The 22446-nt window shown below is 62.4% G+C and carries 21 protein-coding genes and 1 tRNA gene; 10 read left to right on the top strand and 12 right to left on the bottom strand.

Annotated features, from left to right (window positions below):
* Positions 1-226 precede the first annotated feature (226 nt).
* The 4 genes from Q0949_RS17685 to Q0949_RS17670 all read right to left on the bottom strand — a co-directional run bounded on the left by Q0949_RS17685 (position 227) and on the right by Q0949_RS17670 (position 3254).
* A tRNA-Gln gene (locus Q0949_RS17685) sits at positions 227-301 on the bottom strand.
* A 64-nt stretch (positions 302-365) separates the two neighbouring features.
* Positions 366-1688: a mechanosensitive ion channel family protein gene (locus Q0949_RS17680; protein ID WP_299375379.1), complete on the bottom strand. Its 1323-nt coding sequence runs from the start codon at positions 1686-1688 to the stop codon at positions 366-368.
* Positions 1685-2677, bottom strand: a complete 993-nt coding sequence (locus Q0949_RS17675; RefSeq protein WP_299375376.1) for an NADPH:quinone reductase — start codon at positions 2675-2677, stop codon at positions 1685-1687. Before Q0949_RS17675 ends, Q0949_RS17680 begins: the two co-directional genes overlap by 4 nt.
* A 100-nt stretch (positions 2678-2777) precedes the next feature.
* Positions 2778-3254 (bottom strand): SH3 domain-containing protein, encoded by a 477-nt coding sequence (locus Q0949_RS17670; RefSeq protein ID WP_299375424.1) that lies wholly within the window; start codon positions 3252-3254, stop codon positions 2778-2780.
* A 140-nt stretch (positions 3255-3394) separates the two neighbouring features.
* Here Q0949_RS17670 and Q0949_RS17665 point away from each other — a divergent pair, with 140 nt between their 5' ends.
* From Q0949_RS17665 to Q0949_RS17650, 4 genes are read left to right on the top strand one after another with little or no spacing between them, the layout of a single operon-like run.
* Positions 3395-4381: a D-glycerate dehydrogenase gene (locus Q0949_RS17665; RefSeq protein WP_299375373.1), complete on the top strand. Its 987-nt coding sequence runs from the start codon at positions 3395-3397 to the stop codon at positions 4379-4381.
* Between the two features lie 47 nt (positions 4382-4428).
* Complete coding sequence (ggt, locus tag Q0949_RS17660; RefSeq protein ID WP_299375370.1) at positions 4429-6210, top strand: gamma-glutamyltransferase; 1782 nt, start codon at positions 4429-4431, stop codon at positions 6208-6210.
* Positions 6211-6236: 26 nt separating this feature from the next.
* A complete protein-coding gene (locus Q0949_RS17655; protein WP_299375367.1) occupies positions 6237-7646 on the top strand; it encodes an FAD-linked oxidase C-terminal domain-containing protein in 1410 nt (469 codons plus the stop codon).
* The gene (locus Q0949_RS17650; protein WP_299375364.1) at positions 7630-8271 is read left to right on the top strand and encodes a spondin domain-containing protein; all 642 of its coding nucleotides are present in this window, start codon (positions 7630-7632) and stop codon (positions 8269-8271) included. The genes Q0949_RS17655 and Q0949_RS17650 overlap by 17 nt, the downstream gene beginning before the upstream one ends.
* A 56-nt stretch (positions 8272-8327) precedes the next feature.
* On the opposite strand, the gene Q0949_RS17645 is transcribed toward Q0949_RS17650, so the two are convergent.
* Positions 8328-9059, bottom strand: a complete 732-nt coding sequence (locus tag Q0949_RS17645; RefSeq protein WP_299375361.1) for a hypothetical protein — start codon at positions 9057-9059, stop codon at positions 8328-8330.
* 155 nt (positions 9060-9214) lie between these two features.
* On the opposite strand from Q0949_RS17645, the gene Q0949_RS17640 reads away from it, so the two are divergent.
* Positions 9215-11716, top strand: a complete 2502-nt coding sequence (locus tag Q0949_RS17640; protein ID WP_299375358.1) for an FAD-dependent oxidoreductase — start codon at positions 9215-9217, stop codon at positions 11714-11716.
* 54 nt (positions 11717-11770) lie between these two features.
* Here the strand turns inward: Q0949_RS17640 and Q0949_RS17635 are convergent, their stop codons facing one another.
* From Q0949_RS17635 to Q0949_RS17625, 3 genes are read right to left on the bottom strand one after another with little or no spacing between them, the layout of a single operon-like run.
* Positions 11771-12529, bottom strand: a complete 759-nt coding sequence (locus Q0949_RS17635; protein WP_299375355.1) for a GH25 family lysozyme — start codon at positions 12527-12529, stop codon at positions 11771-11773.
* A gap of 18 nt (positions 12530-12547) precedes the next feature.
* Positions 12548-13603 carry an FAD-binding oxidoreductase gene (locus tag Q0949_RS17630; RefSeq protein ID WP_299375352.1) on the bottom strand — a complete coding sequence of 352 codons (1056 nt, stop codon included), beginning with the start codon at positions 13601-13603 and terminating at the stop codon, positions 12548-12550.
* Positions 13600-14556: an aldo/keto reductase gene (locus tag Q0949_RS17625; protein WP_299375348.1), complete on the bottom strand. Its 957-nt coding sequence runs from the start codon at positions 14554-14556 to the stop codon at positions 13600-13602. The genes Q0949_RS17630 and Q0949_RS17625 overlap by 4 nt, the downstream gene beginning before the upstream one ends.
* 94 nt (positions 14557-14650) lie before the next feature.
* Between Q0949_RS17625 and Q0949_RS17620 the strand changes: the two genes are divergently transcribed.
* The 5 genes from Q0949_RS17620 (at position 14651) to Q0949_RS17600 (ending at position 18288) form a co-directional block, all read left to right on the top strand.
* A complete protein-coding gene (locus tag Q0949_RS17620) occupies positions 14651-15316 on the top strand; it encodes a DUF2461 domain-containing protein (RefSeq protein WP_299375346.1) in 666 nt (221 codons plus the stop codon).
* 90 nt (positions 15317-15406) lie between these two features.
* A complete protein-coding gene (locus Q0949_RS17615) occupies positions 15407-15916 on the top strand; it encodes an SRPBCC family protein (protein WP_299375343.1) in 510 nt (169 codons plus the stop codon).
* A 13-nt stretch (positions 15917-15929) separates the two neighbouring features.
* The gene (locus Q0949_RS17610; protein WP_299375340.1) at positions 15930-16283 is read left to right on the top strand and encodes a YciI family protein; all 354 of its coding nucleotides are present in this window, start codon (positions 15930-15932) and stop codon (positions 16281-16283) included.
* Positions 16280-17479 carry a DUF6596 domain-containing protein gene (locus tag Q0949_RS17605; protein ID WP_299375338.1) on the top strand — a complete coding sequence of 400 codons (1200 nt, stop codon included), beginning with the start codon at positions 16280-16282 and terminating at the stop codon, positions 17477-17479. The genes Q0949_RS17610 and Q0949_RS17605 overlap by 4 nt, the downstream gene beginning before the upstream one ends.
* An 86-nt stretch (positions 17480-17565) precedes the next feature.
* Entirely contained in the window at positions 17566-18288 is a 723-nt protein-coding gene (locus Q0949_RS17600) for a hypothetical protein (protein WP_299375336.1), read from the top strand.
* Between the two features lie 39 nt (positions 18289-18327).
* Here the strand turns inward: Q0949_RS17600 and Q0949_RS17595 are convergent, their stop codons facing one another.
* The 4 genes from Q0949_RS17595 to Q0949_RS17580 all read right to left on the bottom strand — a co-directional run bounded on the left by Q0949_RS17595 (position 18328) and on the right by Q0949_RS17580 (position 22409).
* Positions 18328-19056 carry a transporter substrate-binding domain-containing protein gene (locus Q0949_RS17595; RefSeq protein WP_299375334.1) on the bottom strand — a complete coding sequence of 243 codons (729 nt, stop codon included), beginning with the start codon at positions 19054-19056 and terminating at the stop codon, positions 18328-18330.
* Positions 19057-19216: 160 nt separating this feature from the next.
* Entirely contained in the window at positions 19217-20299 is a 1083-nt protein-coding gene (locus tag Q0949_RS17590) for a BMP family ABC transporter substrate-binding protein (protein ID WP_299375332.1), read from the bottom strand.
* A gap of 31 nt (positions 20300-20330) precedes the next feature.
* Positions 20331-21251 carry an ABC transporter permease gene (locus Q0949_RS17585; RefSeq protein WP_299375329.1) on the bottom strand — a complete coding sequence of 307 codons (921 nt, stop codon included), beginning with the start codon at positions 21249-21251 and terminating at the stop codon, positions 20331-20333.
* Between the two features lie 36 nt (positions 21252-21287).
* A complete protein-coding gene (locus tag Q0949_RS17580) occupies positions 21288-22409 on the bottom strand; it encodes an ABC transporter permease (protein ID WP_299375421.1) in 1122 nt (373 codons plus the stop codon).
* Between the last annotated feature and the right edge of the window lie 37 nt (positions 22410-22446).

Genomic DNA, 22446 nt, shown 5'->3' with positions numbered 1-22446 from the left:
CGACAAAACCAACCATGACCGGGCGTCGCCCGATGAGGTCATCAGCACGAGGCTTGAATCACTGGCGTCTGTGGTTTCGACGGGATCACCGATTTCCGCTTTACACTTCGCGCGGATTTGAAGCTTGCTGAACTATCCGACTAGACCGCCGGCGCTTCACCGATCTGACACTCATCTGTGCACAAAGCGGGCAAGTGAGGCGCAGGGGATCTTCGCTGGTGTGAAGTGGCTGGGGTGGTAGGATTCGAACCTACGGTACACTGTACCAAAAACAGTTGCCTTACCACTTGGCTACACCCCAACGTGCCGCGCTAATTAGTCTGCCATTGGCACACGTGCAAGCCCCTTTTGAGGCAAAAGTCTCATCATTCCTTTGGCGCATCGTTCGTCAGCAGATCCGGCGCGTCCTGATCGCTGCGCTCGGCCTCGACCAACCGGTCGAGGGCCGCCTTGGATGTGTCCTTGACGTCCGCTTCGGCCGGAGGGGGGGCAGGCGGTGCGGGGCGCGGGGCCTTGCCATCCGTTTGGGGCAGGGGGACGGACACGCCGGGCAGCATCTGAATACGGTAAGTTGTGTCGGGCACTTCGATCCCTTCGGCCTCGACGGCCGACTTCACCAGCCGCAGCGATTCGCCCTTGGCCCGTACCAGCGATGTTTCGCGCTGATCGATCCAGCCAGTGACGGTCATGATCACGGCCCCGTCGCCGATCCGGTCGATCCATGTCATGGGCTTTGGCTCTGACAGGACAAAATCCAGCCCCTCGACCACGCTTTCGGCCAGATGGGTCACCGCGGCCAGGTCGGCATCCGAGGCCACACCGATCTGGAAGTCAAACCTGCGTTCGTGATGCGTTGAATAGTTAACGATCCTGCTTTTGAAGACGGTGGAATTGGGGATGCGGATGTGGTTGCCATCAAAGCTGAGCAGGATGGTCGCGCGGCTGGTCAGGCGGATGACATTCCCGATATCGCCTTCGATCTCGACGGTATCATTGGGCCGGAACGGTTGTCGGATCGACAGCATGATCGAGGCGATGAAATTCTCGACCGTGTCCCGGACCGCGAAACCGATGGCTAGGCCGACGATACCGGCAGCGCCAAGAATGGTGCCGAGCAGGGCAGTTGCTCCCAGAATGTCGAGCGCGATCACCAGCCCGGCGACAAAGAACACCATGCGCACGACCTGTCGGTAGATGTTGGCGATAAAGGCGTTGGGCGCGATCCGGTCCCAGGGGTATTTCATCCGTGCAATGAACAGCCCGAGGATCAGGATGACGGCAAAAACGGTGAGGGCCACGGCCACCAGAGGGAGCAGCGCGATGGCCTGGCTGATCCGGGTCTGGAACCGTTCCACCGCCGGGTTCAACCGCGCGACGACATCAGTTGTCTCGGTTACGTTGTTTTCGATCGCCACCACGCCTTCGACCCGGCCCACCAGATCGTTGAGACGCGCGGCGGTGGTCGTGTCGACGGTGGTGCCGCGCAATGTCACGATTCCCGAGGACACGGACACGGTGACACCGTCGAACCCGTCAAGTTCGGTCAGAATGTCCCGGATGCGGTTCGCGATAGCCGCATCCTGGGTGGTGCTGTCCTCGACCGCGATCGCCCCTTGCGGTTGATCGGCATTCTGGGCGCTGAGCGGTGTGGCAAGCAGGCAGAGGGCCAGAATCAGCGCCCGGATCATGCTTGCACCTCGATCAGGATCGCGCCTGCGCGCCCGCCCTGTTCGACGGCCGCGTGCGCTCCGGCACAGTCGGCGAGGGGGAACACCTGTGCCACCGGGCAGGTCAGCGCGCCATCGGCCAGGGCCGCATGCAGCCGGTCTATCGCGGCGGCTCTGGGGCCATCCTCGAGCAGGTAGATCAGCAGGATGTCCAGCGTCACCGCCTTGAACAGCAGGGGGCCAAAGGGCAGGGTGGGCGCCATGTTCCTGGCCGAACCATAGGCCGCCAGTACACCATTGGGTGCAATCACGACGGCGTCCGTGTCGATATTCTGGCCCAGCTCCACCTCCACGATATGGTCGATCAACTGGCCATCATTGGCGGCAAGGATGGCCTCGGCGAGATCGGGTTGTGTGTAATCGATGACCGCATCGGCACCTGCCGTCCGCGCCGCCTCCAGTCCCGGACCGCGCGCGGTGGCGATGACCTGCGCACCGCCCCATTTGGCGAGTTGCACGGCCAGCAGGCCGACCGTACCGGCTCCGCCTTGCACCAGCACCGTCTTGCCCGCCACGTCACCTTGGCCAAACACAGCATGCGCCGCCGTCAGGCCCGGTATGCCCAGGATCGCCCCGGTTTCGAAGGATACGGACGCAGGCAAAGGCACGGCCTGCGCCTCTGGCAAGACAATATGCGTAGCGGCCGTGCCAAAGGCGCGCTGCCACTGGCCGTTCCAGATCCAGACCCGCTCGCCGATCCGGCTGTCTGGCACGCCCGGGCCCACGGCTTCGATCACGCCTGCGCCGTCGCTGTGCGGAATGATCTGATCAAAAGGTGGGTTGGTCACGCCAGGCCGCGTGCCGCCACGCGCCTTGACGTCCGATGGGTTGACGCCTGACATCTCGAGCCGCACGCGGACCTCGCCCTGCGCAGGCTCTGGTGTCGGGATGTCGGACAGGTGCAGGACCTCAGACGCAGGACCAAAGGCCGAATAGGTGATGGCGCGCATATGTGAATTCCCGATTTATTGACCGTTTGGCCAAGATTAGCTGGCGCGCGCCGAAAGACCAGCCATGCCAATACTGAAATACGACAAAGGGGACTGCGCGTCAGTCGCGCAATTCGTCCATGGTCACGCCCCAGAGGCGCGCTTTGGGCGCCCAACCGCGATAACCCGCAGAGGTCAGGCGGCACCATTCGGGACCGCATTTTCCGAGGCGCGCAATCACGCCCGCCTCCAAGGCCGCGGTCACGGGCGCATCCGCTTCGGGGCGGGTCCGCAGGGTCAGCATGTCCTGTTCGATCATTACGGTGCGTGCGCCCGACAGCAGAGAGTAATGAACCCAGCCGCCCATGCCGTCGCGGTCCTCGACCCTGCGCCAATGGCCATGCTCCGCCGTGATGCGCAATGGCATGTCGCGGCGCTGGAACACCCAGTCGATCCGGTGGGTCAGGGATGGGCCACGGCGCACATTGCCTTCGGCGGCCTTCATCGACACGAAACGCGGCAGCGGCAGGTTTGTCACCGGCCCGGTGTCGCGCGCCATCACGGGCGCGGCCACGGCCATCGCCACAATACCGGACATCAGCAGCCGCAAAGCCGCCTGCATGGGGAAAGTTCCGCTCATCTCTCGCCTCTTGATATGACCGAGGTTCTTGTGCCTCGTGCTCACATCCGCCACCATGCCCTTAAATGGCGGACACGCCAAGCAGGGGGAGGGCAAAAATGCCAAAGGATCGTCTGAGTGTTGTCGTAACGCGACGGTTGCCCGCCGAGGTCGAAACCCGGCTGAGCGAATTGTTCGACGTGCGCCTGCGCGAAGAGGACGTGCCCATGACCCGCGCCGAACTGGTCGAGGCGATGAAGGGCGCAGATGTGCTGGTGCCGACGATCACAGACACGGTTGATGCCGCGATGATCGGTCAAGCGGGCGACCGTTTGAAGCTGATCGCGAATTACGGGGCGGGCGTGGACAATATTGACGTCTCCACCGCACGTCAGCGCGGGATCCTCGTGTCCAACACGCCCGGCGTTCTGACCGATGACACGGCGGACATGACCATGGGCCTGATCCTCGCCGTCACGCGCCGTCTGCCCGAAGGTCTGGCCGCGATGCAGGCGGGCGGTTGGGACGGGTGGTCGCCTACTGCGTTTCTTGGCGGACGGATTGCGGGCCGCCGTCTGGGCATTCTGGGCATGGGCCGGATCGGGCAGGCCGTGGCACGCCGGGCTGCCGCCTTTGGCATGCAGGTGCATTATCACAACCGCCGCCGCCTGCGCGCAGAGATCGAGCAGGACCTCGATGCGACATGGTGGGAAAGCCTCGACCAGATGGTCGCGCGCATGGACGTAATCAGCATCAACTGCCCGCATACCCCGTCGACCTTTCACCTGATGAACGCGCGGCGGCTCAAGCTGATGAAGCCCGATGCGGTAATCGTGAACACGTCTCGCGGTGAGGTCATCGACGAAAACGCGCTGACGCGTATGCTTCGGTCGGGCGATATCGCGGGCGCGGGCCTTGACGTCTATGAGCACGGCACGGAGGTCAATCCGCGCCTGCGCGAGCTGACCAATGTCGTGTTGCTGCCCCATATGGGGTCGGCCACGCGCGAAAGCCGGGTCGAGATGGGCGAAAAGGTGATCATCAACATCAAGACCTTTGACGACGGCCACCGGCCACCGGACCAGGTGGTGCCATCCATGCTGTGACGCTGCGGGGTGCTTGTGCCCTCCGCGGCCCAAAAAAGGAGAGTTCGATGCGATTTTGCCTGACTGTTGCCTTTACGCTTATGGCCGGAGCCGCCCTGGCCCAGCAGACGGCGGATGCCGTACAGCCCGAGGGCGCGACAACCGGCGCGGCGCTGCCGGCCTCTGAACGCATAGCCGCCGCGCAGGCCGCAAAGGATGCGGGCCAGCCTGTGACGGCTGCGTCCTACATGGTGGCCGCCGCCAATCCGCTGGCGGTACAGGCCGGTGTCGATATCCTCGCCGAAGGGGGGACGGCCGCCGATGCGCTGGTCGCTGTGCAGACCGTTCTGGGGCTGGTGGAGCCGCAATCCTCCGGTCTCGGCGGTGGCGCGTTTCTGGTCTGGTATGACGCCGAAACCAAAACCCTGACCACGCTCGACGGGCGGGAGACAGCCCCACTTGCCGCCACGCCGCAGCTGTTCCTGAAGGAAGATGGCGAGCCGATGGGATTCTTTGACGCTGTCGTCGGGGGGCGTTCGGTGGGCACGCCGGGCACGCCCGCCTTGCTGCAAGAAGTGCACACGCGTTGGGGGGCCTTGGCCTGGCCTGGCCTGTTTGACGCGGCCATTGATCTGGCCAATGGCGGATTTGTCGTATCACCGCGCTTGGCAGGGCTGGTGGAGCGCGATGCGGAACGTCTGTCCAGCTATGGCGAGACGGCGGCGTATTTCCTGCCGGGTGGCACGCCCGTGGCGGTCGGTGACGTGTTGGTCAACGCGCCCTACGCGCAAACCCTTCGGGCAATGGCCGTGGGTGGTGCGGATGCGATTTACACCGGGCAGATCGCTGCCGATATCGAAGACACGGTACAGCGGAGGACCGACAATCCCGGCGATCTGTCGCAAGTCGATCTGTCGATTTATCAGGTCAAGGAACGCCCGCCCGTCTGCGCAACCTATCGCGCCCACGACGTCTGTGGCATGGGGCCGCCATCATCGGGGGCACTGACGGTGGGGCAGATCCTCGGGATGCTGGACGGCTATGATCTGGCAGCACTGGGCCCGGACAACGCGGAAAGCTGGCGGCTGATCGGTGACGCCTCGCGGCTCGCCTTTGCGGATCGGGGTCGGTATATGGCCGACAGTGATTTCGTGCCCATGCCCACGGCGGGTCTGGTCGATACAGCCTATCTGGCCGAACGGGCCAAGGCACTGAGCGGGGAGACGGCGCTGAGCGAGACGCAACCGGGCACACCCGCTTTTGACCACAGCCTGAACTGGGCAGACGATCAAAGCATCGAATTGCCGTCCACGTCGCATATTTCAGTTGTCGACAGTTTCGGCAACGTTGCGTCGATGACAACGACGATTGAAAATGCTTTTGGATCGCGGCTGATGGTGCACGGGTTCCTGCTAAACAACGAATTGACCGACTTCAGCTTTCGCAGTCACCGTGATGGTGTGCCCATCGCCAACGCGCTGGCCCCCGGAAAACGGCCACGGTCGTCAATGTCGCCTACCATCGTGATGAAGGACGGCGCGCCGGTGCTGGCCATCGGGTCCCCGGGCGGCAGCCGTATCATCGGCTACACGGCCAAGTCGATCATTGCCCATCTTGATTGGGGGATGGACGTACAACAGGCCGTCAGTCTGCCGCATGCCGTCAACCGGTTCGGCACATTTGATGTCGAAGAAGGCACCTCGGCGGCCGATCTAGCCCCGGCGCTTGAGGCGATGGGGTTCGAGGTGAATGTGCGCGGATTGAATTCGGGCCTGCACGCCATTGCCATCGGAGATGACCTGCAAGGTGGCGCCGATCCGCGCCGCGAAGGGATTGCGCTGGGCGATTGACCCCGCGTATTTGAGGAGACAGACACATGGCACAAGCCATAGACCTACCCCGCAACGAAGACGGCATCGCGACTGCGCTTGGCATTCTCAAGCAGCAGTTCGGTGACCGTTTCCATACCGGGCAGGCGATGCTGGACCAACACGCGCACACCACCACATGGATCCGTCCGCAAGCACCCGATGCGGTTGTATTTCCCGCCTCGACCCAAGAGGTGTCGGAGATCGTCAAGGTCTGCGCCACACATCAAGTGCCGGTGATCCCTTTTGGCACGGGCACCTCGCTTGAGGGGCATGTCAATGCGCCCGCCGGTGGCGTGTCCGTTGACCTGAGCCAGATGAACAAGGTGCTTGCCGTGCATGCCGAGGACCTCGATTGCGTGGTTCAACCGGGGGTGACGCGCAATCAGCTGAACACGCACCTGCGCGACAGGGGGCTGTTCTTTCCGATTGATCCGGGCGCGGACGCATCGCTGGGCGGTATGGCGTCCACGCGCGCGTCGGGCACCAATGCGGTGCGTTACGGGACGATGAAGGACAACGTGCTGGCGCTTGAGGCGGTGATGCCGGACGGGCGGGTTATTCGAACGGCACAGCGGGCCAAGAAGACAAGCGCCGGCTATGACCTGACACGGCTGCTGGTTGGGTCGGAGGGCACGCTGGGCCTGATCACCGAGATCACGCTGAAGCTGCAAGGGATCCCGGAGGCGATCCAGGCGGCGCGGATGTCTTTCCCGTCGATCGACGCCGCGTGCCAGGCGGTGATGACCACGATCCAGTACGGCATTCCCGTGGCCCGGATCGAGCTGCTGGACGAGCTGAACGTGCGGGCGGCAAATGCCTATGCGGGTCTTGATCTGCCGGAAACGCCGCTGCTTTTGCTGGAGTTTCACGGGACCGAAAACGGAGTGGCGGAACAGGCGGAGCTGTTCGGCGCGATTGCCGAGGACGTGGGCGGCACGGATTTCGCCACGACGGCCACCGCCGAGGAGCGCAACAAACTGTGGAAGGCGCGGCACGATCTCTACTGGGCGACGCTTCAGCTGCGACCGGGTGCGCATGGGATTTCTACGGACGTGTGCGTTCCGATTTCGCGCCTTGCCGATGCCGTAACGGGCGCGCAGGCCAAGGCGGAGGAGCTGGACTTGCTGGCGCCCATTGTCGGCCACGTGGGCGACGGCAATTTCCATTCGCTGGTGCTGATCGACATGGAGGACGCGGACGAGATCGCCCGCGCGGAAACATTCACCGCCTTTCTCGCGGATGAAGCGATCCGGATGGAGGGGACATGCACCGGAGAGCATGGGATCGGTCAGGGCAAGATGCCCTATCTGATCAAGGAACTGGGGGCGGCAACAGAATACATGGCAGCAATCAAGGGGGCACTGGACCCGCAGGGCATCATGAATCCGGGAAAGATCTTTGGCCCGCTGCGCTAGGGCCATCGCCCTTGTCGGGCTGATCTGTGCGGGGGCTGCGTCGGCGCAGGATGCCGTGTCGTACCGTGTCGAGGTCGCGCTGGATTGGAAGGCGTCGGAGGCAGGCCCCGACAACCCGCATTGGTCGCGGCTGATCGCGGTGGCGCATTCGGGCCGCTATGATTTGTTCGCCGATGGTGATACGGCGTCGAGCGGTTTGGCATTGGTGGCCACCAATGGGCGGGTGTCCGTGCTACGGGCCGAATTGGCGGAGGTGCAGCGACGCAGGCGCGCAGGCGAGATCGTGGAACTGCCGGGGATTGCGACCGGCGTTGGCCGTTTCGCCTTTGATATCGCGCTGACCGACCGCTTTGATCAGGTGTCTTTCGCCACGATGCTGGCACCCAGCCCCGACTGGTTCACGGGCGTCAGCGGCGTGGATCTCAAGCCGGAGGACGTCTGGCTGGATCAGGTCAGTGTCGCCTTGTGGCCGTGGGATGCGGGCGCGGACAGTGGACCGGATTTCGAGGGACCCAACGTGCCGACGCAGCCGCGACAGTCGGTGCGATTGCTGACGCATCCAGCGTTTTTGACGGAGGACGGCATGCGCCCTATCGGCCGGGCCACATTTTCCCGCCGGCCGTGATCCAAAGGACGCGCTGACGCGCGACACGATTCCCGATTTGGCGCATAGCACGGACATTACCGCATCGTGCGGCGGATCGTTGTGAACAGTTTCAGGTTCTCGCCATGGCGCCTCTGTGCGCAGACGATGCCATTGTTGATGGTCTTGGCATCTCCGAACCGGGCGCGCAGCGTTTTGCCGTCCACTTCGACTTCGTGCGTGTGGTTCGCACTGAGCAGGCCGTTGAACCCGCGGCAGGCCGAAGTGGTTCCAAAGAACGACACGCGTAGCAAGACGTCGTTTTGCAGGGACATGAGGGTCTGTTGAGACGTCCAGAGCGTCCCTTTCTTGTTGGTCTGGTATTCGACGATGTGCCAGGTTCTGCCTGCATGCCGTTGTTTGCGGGTGCGGATGTCCCTGTATCCTTGTGAGCGCGCCCATTTCGCGACACGTTCCGTTCGGTCCCTAGCAGCGGTTTCGGGCCAGGTGTGTCGCGCGCATTCGCCGGTAAAGGTGACCAGAGGCGTCGCGGTGGCGGCGATGATGGGATGGTTGAAATGGGCCTTCGCTTCGTCTGCGCCATAGGTGGCCTTGAGGCCTTGCCATTTGCGCCCCCGGCTGTCCGTTTTGGCCACTTTTTCGGTGCGCCAGCGAGCGTCGACGCCCACGGAGAACCCGCAGCCCGTGGATTGCACGCCGCGCGGAGCGAATGGCACGTCGTCGATCCGCAGTTCAGGCACGGGTGTTTCCGCGACCGGTCGCGAGATACCTGCGAGGCAGAAACAAAGGATCAAAACTGTCAGTCGCATTCCCGGCTCCGCCTTGCATGACACCTTGCCATTAGCACGCATGCCCCGGTCTGGCGCAACGGGTCGTTTTTTGCGGTTCAGTGGTCGGCTTGTTGGCGCGCGGTGCGATTTGGTTTTTTAGAACTGTATAGACCGTTCGTGAGGGGAATCAGGACATGAAGACGCAGGTAAAAGCGCTGGTTGTTGGCGGTGGCGCGGTGGGCACGTCGATTGCGTACCATCTGGCCCGTGCGGGTTGGGACGATGTGATGCTGCTCGAGCGTGACGAGCTGACCTCGGGGTCGACCTGGCATGCAGCGGGGTTGCTGCCCTATTTCAACATGTCTTATGCCACGACGCATATCCACGACTATTCCATCAAGTTCTACAAGACCCTTGAAGAGGAAACGGGTTTGAATGCCGGATTTGCCGTGGTGGGCAACCTGCGTATGGCGCAGACGCAGGAACGCATGGACGAGTACATGCTCTATGCTTCGACGGCGGAAACCTGTGGTGTACCATACGAATTCATGACGCCCGAGCAGATCAAGGCAAAGTGGCCGCTGATCCGGACCGAGGACTTGAAAGGCGCGCTTTATCACCAGACTGACGGCTACATTAACCCGGCGGATGTCACCATGGCGATGGCCAAGGGGGCCCGTCAGCGCGGCGTAATGATCGAGCGCAAATGGCAGGCTGACGCCTTCCATTGGAACGGGGAGGCCTGGGAGGTGACGGCCACCAAGATGGTGGAAAAGGGGGGCAACCTTGTCGCCTCAGACGAACAGGTCGTCATCACCGCCGAGCATGTGGTGACCGCCAGCGGCAATCACGCCCAGCGTACGGCGCAGATGCTGGGCATCAAGATGCCCGCGATCCCGGTTGAACATCAGTTCATCGTGATGGAGCAGGACCCTGAGCTGGTCAAATTCCGCGCCGAGGGCAATGCAGAACACCCCGTGATCCGCGACGCGGATGCGCAATCCTACGTGCGTGAGGAACGCGGGGGCTGGATTCTCGGGGTCTATGAAAAGAACGCGCCTGCGCGGTTCGAATACGGTGTGCCGGACAGTTTCCGTGCGGATCTGTTCCAGCTGGATCTGGAACGGATCGAAGAGCAGTATATGGCGATGATCCACCGGGTGCCGTCTTGTGAAGAGAGCGGCCTGAAGGACGATTTCAACGGGCCGATCTGCTATACGCCCGATGGCAACCCGCTGGTTGGACCTGCACCGGGCATGCGCAACATGTGGCTTGCCGAAGGGTTCTCGTTCGGGATCACGGCTGCGGGTGGCACGGGGTACTACCTGGCGCAGATGATGGTAGAAGGCGAGGCCGAGATCGACATGGCCAGCCTTGACCCCAAACGCTATGGCGATTGGATGACGACCGAGTTCGCGGCACGCAAGAACGAAGAGTGCTATGACCACGTCTACATCCTGCACCACCCGGATGAGGAGCGGCCCGCCTGCCGCCCGTTGCGGACATCACCCGCCTATGATCGGCAAAAGGCGGCTGGGGCGCAGTTCGGGTTTGTGAACGGGTGGGAGCGGCCGAATTATTATGGGCCCGTTGATGCCCCGGAGAATTTCGACCACGACAGCCGGTCCTTCCGGCGCGGAGGCTGGTGGCAACATGCGGTGGACGAAGCAAAAGCCATCCGCGACGGTGTCGGGCTGATCGATGCGACAGCCTTTACCAAGCACCGGATCAGCGGGCCGGGGGCGACCGCGTTCCTGGATTGGTTCACCACCAACAAGTTGCCAAAGGTCGGGCGGATCAACCTGACCTATGCGCTGACGGCGGCGGGGACGACGCGGACGGAGTATACGATCGTACGGTTGGCCGAGAACGACTATTACCTTGTCTCGGCGGGCGCGTGGACGGCCTATGATCAGGATTACCTCTACAAGGCCATCGAGGATATGGAGCCGGAGTTCGGTCGTATCAATGCGCAGGAAGTGACGACCCAATGGGGTGTGTTCGCGATTGCCGGGCCGAAATCGCGTGACGTATTGGCGCCGCTGATCAAGGATGCGGATCCGGAGACGGCACTGTCGAACAAGCGTTTCCCGTGGCTGAGCTGCCGTGACATCGAATTGGGCATGTGTCCGGTACGTGCGATCCGCGTTGCCTATACGGGCGAGTTGGGATGGGAATTGCACCACCCGATCGAGATGCAGAATTACTTGTGGGATCAATTGGTCGCGGCAGGCGCGCCGCATGGGATGAAGCTGGTGGGTGCGCGGGCACAGAACTGGTTGCGGCAAGAGAAATCCTATCGCGCGTTTGGCACCGAACTGGGGCGCGACGCCACGCCGATTGAAGCGGATCTGCCGCGTTTTGTGGACCTATCCAAGGAATTTCATGGAAGGGCGGCGATGGAAGCGCTTGGCGTGCGGTCGAAATGCGTGACGCTTTTGATCGATGGACCGGACGATGCCGATCCATGGGGCCGGGAAGTGCTGTATCACGGTGAGACACGTGTGGGACGGTTGACCTCTGGTGGCTATTCCGTGGCCTTTGGCAAGTCGATTGGCATGGGGTATGTCACCCCTGATCTGGCGGTGCCGGGCACCAAGCTACAGGTGAAGATGCTGGATCAGAAGTGGGAGGCCGAGATCGTCGTGGACAGCCCCTATGATCCCAAGAACGAGGCGATCCGCAAGGATGGGTGAGGGCGTCGGGCGGCTCTGTTTGGCCCGACGGCCAAAGGCGCCCGCCCGCCGACCCTAGCGCACGGTGCGTCTGGTGAGCCAGGCGTTCCAGTCGTCGACTGAGCCGTTGAACGCATTGATGTCGATAGCACCTGCGGTGTTGGGCAATGTGCCGGTGGCTGTGTATTGCCAAAAGCGCCAGCTTTGGCCGGGATAGGCTTCGGCAGGTGTTTTGGCGGTTGTGCGCAGCCAGAAATCGACATCTGTGAAAGCGCCCAGCCCGTTTTCGCGATAAAAGCGCGGTGTCGTGTAGATGATCGGGCGTTGTCCGTAGTGTGCTTCGACCAGGGCCATCCAACGGCGCATTTCATCGCGCACGGTTGCCCCATCCGGGCGGCGCTGGCACGTGGGAGAGAACGGGTTCCATTCCATGTCCAGGACCGGGGGCAGAGTGCCGCGCGTTTTCGGCGCAGTGCGTATGAAGAACTGTGCCTGGACCTCGGGTGTCGTGCAGAAATAGTAGAAGTGATAGGCGCCCCGCTTGATGCCCGCGCGGCCGGCACCGCGCCAGTGGTCGCGAAAGGCCGGGTCCGCCAGATCGCCGCCTTCGGTGGCTTTGAGGAAGACAAATTCGATACCGACGGCCTTGGCGCGGACCCAGTCGACGAAGGTCTGGAAGCGCGCGGCGTCCATGCCCCGGACGGGATATGTGCTGGGTTGGCGGCCGGAAAAACGCACAGGATCGGTATCGCCGATGATCATCGGGCCGGTGAAGGGTGCAGGGCCGCAGGCGGCCAGGAAAACGAGGGCGGCAATCAGGATACGGGTCAACATGTGCGTCAGCCTATCGTTTCAGAATCGGGCTGGCGACAGCGATTTGATGGTATGCGCGTCAATTTCCGGCCTGCGGCCCAGTAGGAGGTCGGCAATGAGGCGGCTCGCGGCGGGTGCGGTCTGGAAACCGTAGCCGCCTTGACCGGCGCACCAGACAAAGGTCTGGTCAGACGGTGCGGGGCCGAGGACCAGCGTGCGATCCGGGGCAAAGCTGCGCAGGCCTGCCCAGCTGGTTTCCAGCCGCGTAACAGGTTCGGTCACATGTTGGGCGTAACGGTCCAGCCCTTCGGCAAGGACCATGTCGTCGGCCCAGGCATCATGCGGTTGCACCGGATCCTCGTCGGCCGGGGATACCAGCAGCTTGCCCGCGTCGGGCTTGGCGTACCATGTCTCGCCCACGCCAAAGAAGATGGGCCAGCGCGAGACATCATGACCGCCCGGCGCGGGAATGCGTGCCATGCAACGGCGCAGCGGCGTGATGCCAATCGGTGCGATCCCTGCCATCTGCGCGAGCGCATCGGCCCAGGCTCCTGCTGCGTTGACCAGAATGTCGGCGTTGTGGGTCGCGTCACCGCAGGTGACCTCCCAGCGCTTGCCGCGTGTGATGGCCGTGACCCGTGCACCGGTGAGGATATTGCCGCCATGCGCCCGCACGGTGCGGGCGAAATCCTGGATCATCCGATCGGTATCTATGTCCTGAGCGCCGTCATGATAGGCCGCGCATGTGATCCGGTCGTTCAGGATGGGCACGAGCCGATGGGCCTCGGCCAGCGAAATCTCGGCGCAGCCCAGCGTTTCGGTGTCGGCCCGGAACTGGTCTTCTTCTCCGGCGCGGGACAGCAGCATCAGGCCGCGCGGGGTCAGGTAAGGCTGGTGGTCGGCGGCGCTGGCCTTGTTCAGGGCGACCACGGACGCGGAGCCGTAGTTTTCCTCGAAGAGTGCGGCGGACCGGCCGGATGCGTGATAACCCAAGGCGGGTTCGTCCTCGATCAGCGTGACATGCGCGTCTTGTGCCAGACGGGCGGCTGCCGAGACGCCCGCGATCCCACCACCGATGACGATGATGTCTGTCACGCCTCTTCGATCCGATCCGTGGCGGGGGGTGGTGTGACGCTGAAGCCGGTGATGCGGTCGTAGAGATCTGACGTCATCTCGATGTTGAGTGCTTCAAGGGACGGCGCCAATTGTGCGGCGGACCGGGCGGACACGATGGGGCGGGGGCGGGCGGGATGCGCCATCGCCCACGCCACGGCCAGCGTTGCTGGGCTTGTCCCCGTCTCGTCGGCCAGAGCGGCCAGTTTGGCCGCGGCCTCGTGCATCCACGCGACGTTGTAGCGCGCGGCATAGCGGCTGTCTTCGGTAAGGCGACCCGAGGCACCCTGGGAATATTTGCCGGTCAGAAGCCCGCCGCCCAAGGGCGAGTAGGGCGCGATTTCGATACCCTGGTCCACGCACATCGGGAAAAGCTCGACCTCGGACTGGCGTTTCACGAGGCTGTGCATCGGTTGGATGATATCGATGCGGATGTCGAATGCGGCGGCGACAGCCTGGGCCTTCATCACCTGCCAGGCGGCAAAGTTGGAGACGCCAATATGGCGGATGCGGCCCTCGTGCTTGAGGGTAGCCAGGGCGTCGAAGGTTTCCTGTAGCGGTGTGTTATCGTCAAAGCGGTGCAAGTAGAGGATGTCCACCACATCAAGGTTCAACCGTTTCTGCGAAGTGGCGAAACCGGTCAGGATATTGCCGCGACCCGACCCGCCGTCATAGGCTGCCTTGGTCGCGATGATCAGGTCATCGCGCTCGGTCTGTACCATTTCGCCCAACAGCGTTTCGGACGCTCCGCCGGTATAAACATAGGCTGTGTCGAAATGGGTGACCCCTGCGTTGCGCGCGGCATCGAACATGGCGCGGCTGGCGGTTTCGTCAGCGTTGCCGCCGAACTGCATTGTGCCGAAGGTCAGCGGTGAAAGCGGGGTGCCGTTGGGTGATGTGATCATGGCGAAAGTGGTGCCATGCAGCCACGCCATGCGCAACGGCAATTGCGCGCGGCAACGCAACTGGGCCGCGGGCGTGGTGTCATGTTAGGCTGCCGTGGCGCGTATCTTTTGGTGGAGGATGGACATGGCGGATGGATTTGAGGCGATGGTGGACGCGGCTCTGGTCTTTTTCACGGAGCTGGAGGCCAACAATTCCAAGGACTGGTTTGCGCCGCGCAAGGACCACTACAAGGATGCAATCGCCGGGCCCGCCGGGTTCTTTGCCGATCTCGTGGCTGAGGATATCGCGCGGCTGACGGGCAAGCCGCACAATCCCAAGGTGTTTCGCATTTACCGCGACGTGCGGTTTTCCAAGGACAAGACGCCGCTCAACACCCATCTGCACGTGATGTGGCAGCCCGTGGATCAGGACGCGTTGGCCCCGAGCTGGTTCTGGGGGCTGTCGCCCGAGTATTTTTTGCTGGGCATGGGTGTCATGGGATTGCAGGGCAGTGGCCTGACCCGGTTTCGCGCTTTTGTCGATCAATGGGGCGATGATCTGCAATCAGCGATGGATGATGCGGCCACGCACGCGTGTGCCGCGATCAGCGATTGGGGGCCCGAGCCGCTCAAACGCGTGCCGAAACCATTCGATCCCGACCATCCGCATGGCGACCTCTTGCGCCGCAAAGCGTTGGCCGTCAGTGCGCCAATGCCGACCGACTGGCGCACGCGCGGCGTGGTCAAGGCCACCGTGGATCAAGTACAAGCCCTGCTGCCGATCTGGCAGGTTTTTGACGCGCATCTGTGATTTTTTTCGCCGCGGTGTCCATCGGGGCGCGGCTCGTTCGTCATGAGGGTGAAGGCGCTGTTGCCTTTGACCTGAACGAGGAGACAAAAAATGACCATTTGGACGATTCTGGCAGGGATCGGAGGCGTTGCCGCCCTGACCGTCGCAGGCAGCATGTTGCTGCCACGCCATGTGCATGTGGAGCGCAGTGCCACATTGCAAGCCACACCAGAAGCGGTGCTGTCGCTGGCTGCGTCAAACACCGGCTATCAATCCTTCAACCCGTATCTGACGACCGATCCTGCGCTCAAGATTTCGCATTTCGGCCCGGATGCCGGGGTCGGGTCAGGCTTTGCCTTTGATGGCAAGGAGGGCAAGGGCACTCAAGTCGTGGCCGCGGTTACCGGCGATACGGTCCGCTATGCCATCGACCTTGGCCCGATGGGCAAGCCCACCCAAGCCATCACCGTTCAACCGGCCGCGGATGGTGTACACGTGACCTGGAGCATGGATGCGGACATGGGCTTTAACCCCGCCGGGCGCGTTATGGGCCTGTTCATGGACGGCATGATCGGCAAGACTTTTGAACAAGGGCTTGGCAACCTCGCCAAAGCGATCTGAGGAAGGACACAACATGCGCTATACATTCTTGCTGTACACGGACCCCGCCGATCTGGCCCACATGACGCCCGAGGACTGGGGTGCCGAAAAGGAAGTTTACGGGGCCTATATCGGTGCACTGAACGCGGCAGGTGTCTTTGTCGACACGGATTGGCTGCAACCGGTATCGACGGCGACGACCCTGACGCTCAAGGGGGGAACGCGGCAGGTGCAGGACGGGCCTTTTGCCGATACCAAAGAGACGCTTGGCGGGTATTTCGTCGTCGATGTTCCCGATCTGGATGCCGCAATGGCGTGGGCGGAAAAATGCCCGGCGGCCAAGACCGGCAAGGTCGAAATTCGCCCCACCGCGATGGGTGAGGGGTGACAGACGCAGCCCGCGCGGCCGACCGGGTCGCGCGGGACAGCTATGGCCGGTTGCTTGCTTTTCTGGCTGCGCGCACGGGCGATATCGGCCTTGCCGAAGATGCGCTGGCCGATGCCTTTGCCAAGGCGCTCGAGACCTGGCCACGTGACGGAGTGCCTGCCAACCCGGACGGCTGGCTGATGACCGTGGCGCGCAACCGGATGACGGACAGGCAGCGCCACGTCGCCCGGTTCCACTCCAATGACGAGGTGCCCGACATGGCGGCCCCAGAGGACATGCAGACCCTGCCCGACAAACGTCTGGCCCTTTTGATGGTCTGCGCACACCCTGCGATTGCGCGGGATCTGCACACGCCGCTCATGCTCCAGACCGTTTTGGGAATCGAGGCGCGGGATATTGCGCGGCTCTTCATGGTGTCGCCCGTGGCGCTGACAAAGCGGCTGGTGCGGGCCAAGGCCAAGGTGCGCGATGCGGGCATCCCTTTTGCCGTCCCGGACGCCGACGGATTGCCCGACCGGGCCGAGGCGATCTTCGAAGCAGTCTATGCAGCGCATACGGTCGATTGGGTGGCACCGTCTGACAGCGTGGGAGAAGAGGCGCTGTACCTTGCCGATCTGTTGGTGCGGCTATTGCCGGACATGCCCGAAGCGCTGGGGCTGGCGGCCCTGATTGCATTTGGTCATGCGCGTCGTCACGCACGTGTACGGGGTGGCGTTTTGGTGCCGACAGATGCGCAGGACGTGACATTATGGGACTGCGACGTGCGCGCTTATGCCGGCCGGATGTTGGCCCGAGCATTCGCCTTGGGAGCGCCGGGCCGTTTTCAGATCGAGGCGGCCATTCAACAGGTCCACATGGCGCGCGCGGAAACGGGCGAAACTGATTGGGCCGCGCTCAATCAACTCTACCACGCGCTGTTGCAAAGCGCCCCGTCAGTGGGAGCCGCAGTTGCGCAAACCGTCGTGACCGGGAAGTTGCACGGGCCATCCGCAGGCCTCGAAGCGTTGGACGGTATCAGCGCAGAGTTGGGCGCGGATGTTCAATCCATTTGGGCCGCGCGGGCCGAATTTCTGGCACAATTGCGTGCCTGGGACGACGCGGCGCACGCCTATGGCCGGGCGATTGACTTGGCGACGGACGTGCCTCTTATCCGGTTTCTCGAGGCGCGCAAGGCAGAGGTATTAGATCGTATTTGAAGGAAATCGCAAGCCACGGGCAAGGTTCTGTCAACCATGCCAAGCGCATCAGGGGGACAACGCGAAGATTTCAGAACGGAGTTGCGATGCGTGGGATGTTGGGCATTTTGGCGGTGGGCGCGGTTGCTTGCGCCGGGCCGGTCTGGGCCGAGGCGCTGCCGATGATAGGCCGCGGCAGCCTTTTGACCCAAGCACGCCCCCTGGTCGCAATCACGCCCACACCTGCACGCGCCTCGCCCAGCCTGTTTCTTGGCACCGAAGGTAAAAGCCTGCTGTCGCCGCCGCCACAGCGATTGTCCGCGGCCCCCGACATCTTGTCCGGTCCCCGTCGTGGCCCCTTGGCCGATTTGCGCAGCTTGATCGCCAAGGCCGAGGCCGGGTCCAAAGGCTATGATGCGGTGCAATACGGCGCGACGATCAAGCCCGGCGCGCCGCCGACAACCATGACGGTACAAGAGATCTATGACTGGATCGACGACACACCGGGTCAACCGCATGCTATCGGCCGTTATCAGTTCATCCCGCCCACCTTGCGCCGCTTGGTCAAACGTCTGGGTGTCGATCCCAAGGTGCGGTTTACCCCGCGGCTCCAGGATCAGTTGGCGGATGTGCTGTTGGCAGAGGCGGGGTTGCACGACTTTCTTGCCGGCGACATGCCGCGCCACAGTTTCATGAACAACCTTGCCAAGATTTGGGCGGGCCTGCCGAATGACACGGGCAAGTCGCATTATCACGGTTATGCCGGGAACAAGGCGACGATGACCTGGGTCTATTTCGATACACAGATGGCGCGTATTTTTCCGGGTTAGAAGGACCACGTGGCACCGGATGTCACCCGGCGTTGCACGTCAGTCGTTGCCGTAGCGCTTTGCAATTTTATCAAGCGTGCCGTCGGCGCGCATGTTCTCCACCGCAATCCGGTAACCGTCGGCCACTTTTGCATTCAGTCCCGTGCTCGCCACCAGATAAATGGGCACCTCTCGCAAGACCTCGCCAAATACCAGAGGTTCGGTGAGCTCGAGCTGTGTCCAGAAATTCCGTATCGTGTTTCCATCCTGAAACCAGGCGTCCACGCGCCCGGCCGCCAGCATCAGGCCACTGGATTCAGGCGCCACAGTGCGCACGAGATTGTCAAATCCAAGCTCGGTCAGCATCGCGTCCGCGGTTGTCCCGCTTTCCACCGCGATGGACGAAAGTTTTCGTGCCGCTTCGAGCGTATCGACACGGTCGCCAATGGTCGCAACTCGAAGGTTGGCACTGTTGATCTCGACCAACCACTGAAATGCGTTGTTCTGTTTCTTGCCGAAAAACAACGCGGGCATGATCACGTCCTTCTCGTTGCGCAACGACAGCATTGCCCGTTCGAATGGCATGAAGGTGATGTCGATGCTCCGGCCGCACCGTCGGGCCGCTTCGTGCAGGACTTCGACGGCGTAACCGGGCCGCTCAGGATCATCCTGGATCATCAATGGCGCGTAGTTTGCCGCCACAACAGTATCCACAGGCTGCGCAACCGAAGGCGCGGCAACGAGGCAGAGAGAAGTGAAAATCCAAGAAAAGAGCCGGTTGAGACGCATTACGTGTCCTTTCTGGCGGGCCCGTCGCCAAGGTGAGAAATTGCAAGAGCCGTGTCAGAGCAAGAGCATATCCAGCAACAGTCAAGCATTTGTTAACGATGACTTTGACGAAAAAGGGCCCCAAAGCGGGGCCCTTGTCCTGATCGCAAAGCCAACTGGCTTATTGCGGGATCTCGCCTTCGATCCCTTCGACATAGAAGTTCATGCCAGCCAGCGTACCGTCATCGGCCGTCTCACCTTCGGCGAGGAAGGGCGAGCCGTCCTGCTTGTTCAGCGGACCGGTAAACGCGTGGTAGGAACCGTCGGCCAGCGCGGCCTTGAGCGCCAGCGCCTCTTCCTTCACATCTGCGGGCACGGCGTCCGTAATTTCACCGATGCCGACCATGCCAGCACCGATGCCGTCCCATGTGTCCTTCTGCTCCCACGTGCCGTCCATCACGGCGCGTGTGCGCGCGATGTAGTAGGGGGCCCAGTCATCAATGATCGACGAAACCCGCGGGAAGGGCGCGTACTGGCCCATGTCCGAGGCCTGACCAAAGGTCACGACGCCACCGGCTTCTTGCGCGGCGGCCTGGGGCGCTGTGGAATCGGTGTGTTGCAGAACGACGTCCGCGCCCTGTTCAATCAGAACCTTGGCGGCGTCGGCCTCTTTGGCCGGATCAAACCAAGTGTAGACCCAGATGATCTTGAACTCGACATCCGGGTTCACCTTGGCCGCGTGGATATAGGCGGAGTTGATGCCGCGGATCACCTCGGGGATCGGGAAGGACCCGATATAACCGATGATGTTGGACTTGGTCATCTTGCCCGCGATGTGGCCCTGAATGGCGCGGCCTTCGTAAAAGCGCGCGGAATAGGTCGACACGTTGGGGTGCAAACGCTTGTAGCCCGTCGCATGCTCGAACTTCACGTCCGGGAACTTGGCCGCGACGTTGTTGGTCGGGTCCATGTAGCCAAAGGAGGTGGTGAAGATCAGGTCCGCCCCGTCCAGCGCCATCTGCGTCATCACGCGTTCGCTGTCCGGCCCTTCGGCCACGTTTTCCACATAAACGGTTTCGACCTTGTCGCCGAACTCCGCCTCGACCGCGAGGCGACCCTTGTCGTGTTCATAGGTCCAGCCGCCATCGCCGATCGGGCCGACATAGACGAAACCGACCTTTGTCTTTTCATGGCCGTCCGCCAGCGCTGCGCCGCCAAGGCCCAGTACCATGGCAGCACTTGCCAAAAGTGTTGTGAATTTCATGTCAGGTCTTCTCCCCGTTTAGGTGCGCCTCTTATCCCGAGGCGTGGAATGTGCGCCCCAGAGAGCCGGGGGCGCGAGATTTGTCTGCGCTTAGAATCACCAGTACGATGATCGTCACGATGTAGGGCGACATTGCCAAATACTCGACAGGAATGGCAACGCCTGCGCCTTGCAGGTTCAGTTGAAGCTGTGTGATTCCGCCAAAAAGATAGGCACCCAGCAATACACGCCACGGCTTCCAGCTTGCGAATACCACCAAGGCGAGAGCGATCCAGCCAACACCTGCCGTCATCCCTTCGGTCCATTGGGGCACGCGGATGAGGCTGATATAAGCCCCGCCAAGACCAGCGCAGGCGCCGCCGAACATGATCGCCAGCGTGCGGATGCGTTTGACCTTGTACCCCAGCGCGTGGGCCGCATCGTGGTTTTCACCCACTGCGCGCAGCACAAGGCCCGCGCGGGTGAATTTCAGCGTGGCCCATGTGGCGGCCACGATGGCGAGCCCAAGATAGACAATCAGGTCATGGCCAAAGACAATCGGCCCGATCACCGGTATGTCGGCAAGGGAGCCGAGCGGTGTGCTTTCGGTCCGGGGCGGTTTGATTCCCACATAGGATTGCCCCATCAGTGCCGACAGCCCGAGACCAAAGAGCGTCAGCGCAAGGCCCGAGGCCACCTGATTGGCCAGCGCCACCTGCGTCAGAAAGGCAAAGAGCAGCGACAGCACCGCCCCGCCGATGGCCGCCGCGATGAACCCGACCGTGGGCGAGCCGGTGTTGACCGTGATGATGAAGCCGCAGACCGCGCCGGTGATCATCATGCCCTCGACCCCGAGGTTCAGCACGCCTGCGCGTTCGACGACCAGTTCGCCGATTGCTGCCAGCAGGATGGGTGTGGCTGCCGCGATCATTGCAGCGACTAAAAGGATGGGGTTGATAGCTGAAAGGTCCATCTCAGTACCCTGTCCGTAGCAACAAAATCGGTTTGGTCACGCTGTTTCTCCCTTGCCGAACCGAACGCGGTAGTTGGTCAGGACATCCAGCGCCAGCAGGAAGAACAACAACATCCCCTGAAACACCTGTATCGCCGCTGCGGGCAGGCCCAGTTGGCTTTGCGCGATGTCCCCGCCAATATAGGTCAGCGCCATAAGCAGCCCGGCAGCCACGATGCCCAGTGGGTTGAGGCGACCCAGAAAGGCAACGATGATCGCAGTGAATCCGTAGCCCACGTTGAAATCGATGCTGATCTGGCCCGACGGGCCGGATACTTCGAACATGCCGGCCAGCCCGGCCAGAAGGCCGGAGATGCCAAGGCAGAACAACACCAGGCGGCCCGGATTCACACCGCCAAATTTGGCGGCGCGCGGTGCCTCTCCAGTGACTCGAATAGCAAAGCCCAGACTATGCCGCGTCAAGAGAACATAGGCAAAGATTACAGCGATCAGCGCTGCCACAACCCCCCAGTGCATACCTGTGCCGGTGATGATCTCGGCGTTATGGGCCGAGGGGTACTGTTGCAGGTTGCGCGAGCCGGGAAAGCCGAACCCTTCGGGGTTTTTCAGCAATCCCAGTGACATGGAGGCCAATAGCTGTTCGGCCACATAGACCAGCATGAGCGACACCAAAATTTCGTTGGTACCAAATTTCACTTTCAGAAGACCCGGGATCATGGCCCAGGCCCACCCACCGAGCGCGCCCGCCAACACCATCAGAGGAAAGATCAGCACGCTTTCTGCCGGGTAAAACGCCAATCCCGCACCGGCACCGCAAATTGCCCCGACGATGTACTGCCCCTCAGCCCCGATGTTCCAGATGCCCGCCTTGAACCCCAAGGCCAGCCCAATGGCGATCAGCACCAGCGGCGCACCTTTGATCAACAATTGCGGGCGATAAAAGAACGCGAATTCGCCAAAGATGGGTTCCCAGAAGATCGTCGTGATGGCCTGCAACGGGTCCTTGCCCAGCACCGCAAACAGCACGCCGCCAAAGATCATGGTCAGCACAACGGCCAGCACCGGCGTGGCATAGGCCATGGCTTTGCTGGGCTGTGGACGTTTTTCAAGTTGGACGAACAGCAGGGCCAACCACAAGGCAGGAGACAGAACGGCCATGCCGAGCGGGTTTGCGCCGGCTCCGGATTGCTTGTCA

The sequence above is a fragment of the uncultured Tateyamaria sp. genome, from assembly GCF_947487805.1.
Taxonomy (GTDB): Bacteria; Pseudomonadota; Alphaproteobacteria; order Rhodobacterales; family Rhodobacteraceae; genus Tateyamaria.
This window is presented reverse-complemented; position numbering and strand designations above follow the sequence as displayed.

Coding starts and splice junctions, on each gene's coding strand:
- Q0949_RS17680 (WP_299375379.1), bottom strand. CDS start 1,688: ATGATCCGGGCGCTGATTCTGGCCCTCTGCCTGCTTGCCACACCGCTC.
- Q0949_RS17675 (WP_299375376.1), bottom strand. CDS start 2,677: ATGCGCGCCATCACCTATTCGGCCTTTGGTCCTGCGTCTGAGGTCCTG.
- Q0949_RS17670 (WP_299375424.1), bottom strand. CDS start 3,254: ATGTCCGGTATTGTGGCGATGGCCGTGGCCGCGCCCGTGATGGCGCGC.
- Q0949_RS17665 (WP_299375373.1), top strand. CDS start 3,395: ATGCCAAAGGATCGTCTGAGTGTTGTCGTAACGCGACGGTTGCCCGCC.
- ggt (WP_299375370.1), top strand. CDS start 4,429: ATGCGATTTTGCCTGACTGTTGCCTTTACGCTTATGGCCGGAGCCGCC.
- Q0949_RS17655 (WP_299375367.1), top strand. CDS start 6,237: ATGGCACAAGCCATAGACCTACCCCGCAACGAAGACGGCATCGCGACT.
- Q0949_RS17645 (WP_299375361.1), bottom strand. CDS start 9,059: ATGCGACTGACAGTTTTGATCCTTTGTTTCTGCCTCGCAGGTATCTCG.
- Q0949_RS17640 (WP_299375358.1), top strand. CDS start 9,215: ATGAAGACGCAGGTAAAAGCGCTGGTTGTTGGCGGTGGCGCGGTGGGC.
- Q0949_RS17635 (WP_299375355.1), bottom strand. CDS start 12,529: ATGTTGACCCGTATCCTGATTGCCGCCCTCGTTTTCCTGGCCGCCTGC.
- Q0949_RS17625 (WP_299375348.1), bottom strand. CDS start 14,556: ATGGCGTGGCTGCATGGCACCACTTTCGCCATGATCACATCACCCAAC.
- Q0949_RS17620 (WP_299375346.1), top strand. CDS start 14,651: ATGGCGGATGGATTTGAGGCGATGGTGGACGCGGCTCTGGTCTTTTTC.
- Q0949_RS17615 (WP_299375343.1), top strand. CDS start 15,407: ATGACCATTTGGACGATTCTGGCAGGGATCGGAGGCGTTGCCGCCCTG.
- Q0949_RS17610 (WP_299375340.1), top strand. CDS start 15,930: ATGCGCTATACATTCTTGCTGTACACGGACCCCGCCGATCTGGCCCAC.
- Q0949_RS17600 (WP_299375336.1), top strand. CDS start 17,566: ATGCGTGGGATGTTGGGCATTTTGGCGGTGGGCGCGGTTGCTTGCGCC.
- Q0949_RS17595 (WP_299375334.1), bottom strand. CDS start 19,056: ATGCGTCTCAACCGGCTCTTTTCTTGGATTTTCACTTCTCTCTGCCTC.
- Q0949_RS17590 (WP_299375332.1), bottom strand. CDS start 20,299: ATGAAATTCACAACACTTTTGGCAAGTGCTGCCATGGTACTGGGCCTT.
- Q0949_RS17585 (WP_299375329.1), bottom strand. CDS start 21,251: ATGGACCTTTCAGCTATCAACCCCATCCTTTTAGTCGCTGCAATGATC.
- Q0949_RS17580 (WP_299375421.1), bottom strand. CDS start 22,409: ATGGCCGTTCTGTCTCCTGCCTTGTGGTTGGCCCTGCTGTTCGTCCAA.